This window comes from Streptomyces sp. NPDC058619, from assembly GCF_042717785.1.
In the GTDB taxonomy this organism is placed as follows: Bacteria; Actinomycetota; Actinomycetes; order Streptomycetales; family Streptomycetaceae; genus Streptomyces.
This window is the reverse complement of record NZ_JBHXQN010000070.1, coordinates 22,353-29,293: the sequence shown is the minus strand read 5'-3', so window position 1 is coordinate 29,293 and position 6,941 is coordinate 22,353. Positions and strand designations below refer to the sequence as shown.

2 protein-coding genes are annotated in these 6,941 nt (G+C 71.5%); one reads left to right on the top strand and one right to left on the bottom strand.

Annotation, left to right across the window (positions count from 1 at the left end; all coding sequences use genetic code 11):
• Positions 1-17 precede the first annotated feature (17 nt).
• Positions 18-5,621 carry an amino acid adenylation domain-containing protein gene (locus ACFWTC_RS34735; protein ID WP_384074944.1) on the top strand — a complete coding sequence of 1,868 codons (5,604 nt, stop codon included), beginning with the start codon at positions 18-20 and terminating at the stop codon, positions 5,619-5,621.
• 161 nt (positions 5,622-5,782) lie between these two features.
• Here the strand turns inward: ACFWTC_RS34735 and ACFWTC_RS34730 are convergent, their stop codons facing one another.
• Positions 5,783-6,844, bottom strand: a complete 1,062-nt coding sequence (locus tag ACFWTC_RS34730) for a threonine/serine dehydratase (RefSeq protein ID WP_384029863.1) — start codon at positions 6,842-6,844, stop codon at positions 5,783-5,785.
• Positions 6,845-6,941: the final 97 nt, after the last annotated feature.

The following is a 6,941-nucleotide window of genomic DNA, read 5'->3' as shown; positions in this document are numbered from 1 at the left end:
TGGGCCGCGGAGTGGAGATGATCGCGGCGATCCTGGCGGTGTGGAAGGCCGGCGCGGCCTACCTGCCCATCGACCCCGCCCAGCCCACCGAACGGGTCGCGTACCTGATCACCGACAGCCGTGCCGCGCTGACACTGACCACCGAGGAAATCCTGGACGACCTGCCGGGGGGCAAGCGGCTCGTCGCCCTCGACTCGCCGCTGATGACGATGCAGCTGGCCGGGGCCGAGGAGACGTCCCCGCAGGTGACGACGGCCCGGGACGGGCTCGCGTACGTCATCTACACCTCCGGCTCGACGGGCCGTCCCAAGGGTGTCGCGGTCACTCACGGCTCGCTCGCCAACTACGTGGCGTCCGTGCCGGGCCGCGTCGGCCTGGGCGCACCGGGCGACCGGTACGCGCTGCTCCAGGCGCAGGCCACCGACCTGGGTAACACCATGGTGTTCGCCAGCCTGACGACTGGTGGTGAACTGCACGTCCTGGACGAGGGCGCGGTCACCGACCCGGCGGCTGTCAGCCGGTACCTGGCCGAGCACCGCATCGACCACCTCAAGGCGGTCCCGTCCCACCTCGCGGCCCTCGGCGCGGCCGGGGACCTGAGCGCGGTGCTGCCCGCCAAGTCCCTGGTCCTCGGCGGTGAGGCCGCGCAGCTCGAGTGGGTGCGGGCACTCCTGTCCGCTGCGGACGGACGGGCCGTGTTCAACCACTACGGCCCGACGGAGACCACCATCGGCGTGGCCACGACCCCGCTGACGGCCGACCTGGTGGCCGACGGTGCGGTCCCCGTAGGCACGCCGCTCGCCAATACCCGCTTCTATGTCCTGGACAGCCGGCTCCGGCCGGTGCCGGCCGAAGCGGTCGGTGAGCTGTACGTCGCCGGTGCGGGCCTGGCGCGTGGCTACGTGCGCCGCCCCGGCCTGACCGCGGAGCGGTTCGTGGCCAGCCCGTTCGGTACACATGGCGAGCGGATGTACCGCACCGGCGACCTGGCGCGCTGGGAAGCGGACGGCCGCGTGGTGTATGCAGGGCGGGCTGACGAGCAGGTGAAGATCCGCGGTTTCCGCATCGAGCCCGGTGAGGTCCAGTCGGCTCTGGCTGCGCACCCGTTGGTGGGTCAGGCCGTGGTGATCGCCCGCGAGGACGTCCCCGGCGACCGGCGCCTCGTCGCTTACGTCGTGGCCGATGATCCGGAGACCGCACAGGACCCGGGCCTGCCCGCGACGATCCGCAAGTTCGCCGCGCAGCGCCTGCCGGAGCACATGGTGCCCTCGGCAGTGGTGGTCCTCGACGGACTGCCGCTGACAGGCAACGGCAAGCTGGACCGCAAGGCCCTGCCCGCCCCGGACTATCTCGGGGCCGCTCAGCCAGGCGGCCGGAACCGGGCGGCCGGCCTCCAGGAGGAGATTCTCTGCCTGGCGTTTGCCGAGGTCCTGGGGGTGCCCGCAGTCGGCGTGGACGACGACTTCTTCGAGTTGGGCGGCCACTCGCTGCTCGCGGTCCGGCTCATCAGCAGGATCCGTACCCTGCTCGGCGTCGAGGTCGAGATCCGCGACCTGTTCGAGGAGCCGACCGTCGCCGGTCTGGCCGAGCACCTGGCCGGGGCGCGCGAGGCCCGGCCGCCGCTGGCGTCCGGCACCCGGCCCGCACGGCTGCCGCTGTCGTACGGCCAGCGGCGCCTGTGGATCATCGACAAGCTGGAGGGCCCCGGCGACACCTACAACATTCCCGTCGCCGTACGGCTGGCGGGCGAGGTGGACCACGCCGACGTGAACGCAGCGCTCCGGGACGTCATCGCTCGCCATGAAGTGCTGCGCACCGTGTACGAGGTAGCAGACGGTGAGCCGTACCAGAAGGTCCTCGACCCCGCCGCCCTGGAGTGGGAGCTCACCGTGACCCGGGTCGCACCGGAGGAGCTGTCCGGGGCGGTCGCCGACGCCCAGCGCCACACCTTCGACCTGTCGGCGGACGTGCCGGTAAAGGCTTGGCTGTTCGAGGCGGGCGCGGACGACCACGTCCTCGTGGTGGTGATCCACCACATCGCCACCGACGGGTGGTCCTGGGCGCCACTGGCCCGCGACCTGTCCGTGGCGTACGCCGCGCGCAGCGAGGGCCGTGCCCCGCAGTGGGAGGAACTGCCGGTTCAGTACGCCGACTACGCGCTGTGGCAGCGCGAGGTGCTAGGCGACGGGGATGACCCGGACAGCCTGCTCTCCCGTCAGGTCGCCTACTGGCGCGAGGCCCTCGCCGGCATCCCCGAGGAGCTCACGCTGCCGACCGACCGGGTGCGCCAGGCCGTGGTCGGTCACCGGGGCTACCGCGTACCGATCGAGGTTCCGGCCGAGGTGCACGCACGGCTCCTGGACGTCGCGCGGGCCGAGGGCGTAACCATGTTCATGGCACTGCACGGCGTACTCGCCGTGCTCCTCTCCCGCCTCGGCGCGGGCACCGACATCCCCATCGGATCGGCACACGCAGGACGCACCGACGAAGCCCTCGACGACCTCGTCGGCTACTTCGTCAACACCTTCGTGCTGCGCACCGACCTGTCGCAGGACCCGACCTACCGCAAGGTGCTGGAGCGGGTCCGGGAAGCGGGCCTCGGCGCGTTCGCCCACGCGGACGTCCCCTTCGAGCGCCTCGTCGAGGAACTCGACCCCGCCCGGTCGCTGGCCCGCCACCCTCTGTTCCAGGTGATGCTGCTCCTTGAGAACACCGCCGAGGCGGTGGTCGACCTGCCCGGCCTCGCCACTGGGACGGAGGCCCCGCCACGGAGGGCGTCAGACGAGGCGTCCGTGACGGAGTCGGTCGTAAAGTTCGATCTGGACGTGAGCATCGTCGAGACGTACGACGCCCAGGGTGCGCCCGCGGGTCTACGCGGCACGGTGACCGCCTCCGCAGACCTTTTCGAACCCGCGTCGGTGGTGCGCATCGGCGACCGCCTCAACCACGTCCTCGCGACCCTCTCCGCCGCTCCGGACACCCGGCTCAGCGCCGTAGACGTCCTGGACGACGACGAGCGGCACCGCATGCTGACCGAGTGGAACGACACAACGGCCGAGCTGCCGGACACGACGGTCGGCGCCCTGTTCGAGGCGCAGGCCGCGTGCACCCCCGATGCGACCGCCCTCACCTTCGGTAACGTGGCCCTGAGCTACGGCGAGCTGGACGCGCGGGCCAACCGCGTGGCCCGGTACCTCGCCCAGCGGGGCGTGGGGCCGGAGTCGGTCGTCGCGGTCGTCTTCGATCGCACCGTCGACCTGGTCGTGGCGCTGCTCGGCGTGGTCAAGGCCGGCGCCGCCTATCTGCCGATCGACCCGAACTACCCCGCAGACCGCATCGCGTACGTCATCGCCGACTCCGGCGCGATGTGCGTGCTCAGTGGCGAGGGCATGCGGGACCGGCTCGAGTCGTTCGACGTGGACGCCGACGCCGCATCCGGCGTGCCAGTGGTGCTGCTCGATGACCCCAAGGTGACCGCGGAGCTTGCCGCCCTGCCGGACCGGGCGGTCGGAGACGACGAGCGCACGCGTCCGCTGCTGCCCGGGCACCCTATGTGGGTGATCTACACGTCCGGGTCCACCGGACGCCCCAAGGGCGTGCTCGTCGAGCACCGGGCGATCGTGAACTTCCTCATGTCGATGCAGGACTCCTTCCCGCTGACCACCACCGACCGGCTTCTCGCGGTGAGCACCCACGGCTGCGACATGGCCGGGTTCGAGTTCTACCTGCCACTTCTCAACGGTGCCCGGCTCGTCCTCGCCGCGCAGGAACAGGTCCTCGACCCATGGGCGCTGCGGGAGTTGATCCGTACCGGCGAAGTGACGATGGTGCACGCCACGCCGAGCCTGTGGCGCGGCCTGGTGGCCGACGCCGACGACCCGGTGGACCTCACGAGTGTCCGCGCCATGATCGGCGCCGAGGCGCTGCCCGGGGACCTGGCCCGTACCCTGCTGGGCCGGACGCCGACCCTGACCAACCTGTACGGCCCGACGGAGACCACCACCTGGTCGACCGCCAAGGTGCTCCGGCCGGAGGCGGCCGACGTCACCTCGATCGGCTCCCCGATCGGCAACACCCAGGTCTACGTCCTGGACGACGGCCTGGTTCCGGTGGCGCCCGGCGTCGCGGGCGAGCTGTACATCGCGGGTGAGGGTCTGGCCCGCGGGTACCTGGGCCGTCCGGGACTGACGGCGGGGCGATTCGTGGCCTGCCAGTTCGGAGCCCCGGGGGAGCGGATGTACCGGACCGGCGACGTGGTTCGGTGGACCGCGGACGGCGAGCTGCAGTACGTCGGACGCGCCGACGACCAGGTCAAGGTGCGTGGCTTCCGGGTCGAACTCGGTGAGATCGAGGCCGATCTGGCCACGTACCCCTCGGTCGGGCAAGCCGTGGTGGTGGTGCGCGAAGACACGCCGGGCGACCACCGCCTGGTGGCCTACGTGGTGCCGGGTTCGGCCACCGGCTCGAAGGAGGCGGAGGAGCTGGGCCGGGCGGTGCGCGGCCTCGCCCAAGGCCGGATGCCGGCGTACATGGTGCCGTCCGCGGTGGTGGTGATCGACAAGCTGCCGCTGATGCCCAACGGCAAGCTGGACCGCAAGGCGCTGCCCGCGCCCGGGGTAACCGCTGCCGCCCCCACCGCCAACGGGGCCGTCACCGCCTTCGAGTCGAGTCTGTGCGAGGCGTTCGCCGAAGTCCTCGGAGTGGAGTCGGTCGGGGTCGACGACGACTTCTTCGCCCTGGGTGGGCACTCCCTGCTGGCGGTCCGGCTCGTGGAGCGGCTGCGGGAGCGGGGCGTTTCCATCGCAGTCCGCGATGTGTTCGTCGCGCCCACGGTCGGCGAGCTGGTGAAGGGGATGAGCCTGTCGTCGGTGCGCGACGCCTTCGACGAGCTGCTTCCGATCCGTACTGAAGGCACCAGGCCGCCCTTTTTCTGCCTGCACCCCGCCGACGGTGTGAGCTGGTGCTACATGCCGCTGGCCCGGTATGCGTCGAGCGACATCCCGTTGTACGGCCTGCAGGACCGAGGGCTGCAGGGGGCTGACCGACTTGCCCGGTCTGTGGGGCAGATGGCGGAGCGCTACGTCGAGCAGATCCGCCGGGTGCAGCCCTCCGGCCCCTACCACCTGCTGGGCTGGTCCTTCGGTGCGGTGGTCGGGCACGAGGTCGCAGTGCGGCTGCGCGCCGCTGGCGAGGAGGTTGCGGTTCTGGTCGTCCTCGACCAGAACCCGGCCGTGCCGGATCCGGACGCCGGGCCCCTGGAGGACATCACGGAGGTACCCGATGAGGTGCTGGCGACCGTAACCGAGTGGGTGCGCCGCCAGGCGGGGGGTGCGCTCGGGGCCACGACGGAGGAGGAGTACGGGAACATCGCGCGGGTTCTGATCAACCAGCGTGAGATCCAGCGGCGCCATGAGCAGGGCCGGTTCGACGGCGACGTTCTGCTGATTACAGCCGACCGGGAGAGCTCCGCCGGCCCGGTCACTGGAGAGGCGTGGCAGCCCCACGTCTCCGGGGAGATCCATCAGACCGGCATCGACTGCGCCCACCACGAGATGGGCACGCCGGAGAACATGGCCAAGGTGTGGTCCGCCGTGTCGGAGTGGCTGAGCCTGGACGACTGACGACTGATGGCTCCCGCGCGGCGCACGCCGCCGCGCGGGTCCCCGTGGACAGGCCATAAAGGGGCCGGGTGTTCGACGACTTCATGTCGTCGAACACCCGGCCCGGTTTGTTCCTGCTGCCCGCCCTCGCGGCCCGTCTGCCCTGAGCCCTACGGGCGGCGTCAGGCCGCCGTGGTGTGCGGGGCGGAGGCCTGTCGGTTGGTCAGCATGGAGGCGGCCAGACTCGGCTCGACGTTCCCGCCGCTGAGCAGCACACCGATGTCCCCCCCGTGGCGGGACGCATACTGCAGGGCCGCGGCGAGTGCGGTTGCCGCCGCGGGCTCGATCACCAGGCGGGCGTGCAGGAAGGCGTCTCGCATGGCGTCGGCGATGGCTTCCTCCGACACCGTCTCGACCGCTGCCACGGCCCCGTGGGCGAGGGTGAACGGCAGGGCGCCGATCCGGTCGGGGCGCAGTCCGTCGGCGATGGTGTGGCCGACGGACACGGTAACGGGCCGGTGTGCGCGCAGTGCCGCAGTGAGTGCGGGCACGGCCTGCGGCTCGGCCCCGACCACGGACACCTCGCGCCCCTCGGCCGTCAGACAGGCACCGGCGATCGCGCTGCCCCCACCTACCGGGACCACCACCGCGTCCAGGTGGACGCCCTCAGCCGCCGCCTGGTCGATCAGTTCGGCCGTGGCGGTCCCCTGGCCCGCGACCACGTACGGGTTCTGATAGGGGTCGATGACGTCGTAGTCGTGCAGCTCGCGCAGTTCCGCCACGGCGGCCACCCGGTGGGCGAGCAGGGTGCCGGCCGTCACGACCTCGGCACCGGCCTCCCGGATCCGTTGGATCTTGGCGGGCGGGGCGTCGGACGGGAGGACCACGATGGCCGGAAGACCGTACTGCCTGGCGGCGAGGGCGACCGCGATCGCATGGTTGCCGGTGCTCTGCGCGATCACTCCGCGGCTGCCGGACGCGGCGAGGTGCTCCACCGCAAGGAGCGCACCGCGGATCTTGAACGAGCCGCCGCGCTGCAGGTTCTCCGCCTTCAGCCACAGACGTGCGCCACTGCGGGCGTCCAGTTGTTCGCAGCGCAGGACGGGCGTTCGCCACACCCGGCCGAGCAGGCGCCGTTCGGCCCGTTCGACGGCCGCGCGGTCGAGACGTGCGTCCTGTTCGCCGTCCCGACCGCTCGTCCTGCTGTCCGCGGGTATGTGCTCGCGCGCATGACCGGTGCCCATGAAAACTCCCCATGAATGCCTGAAATTTCGGTGCCGCGTGCGGTTCCGGAAAATCCGGATGGCAATGCCGGGGCAAACGGTCGCGGTTGAGAGGGTG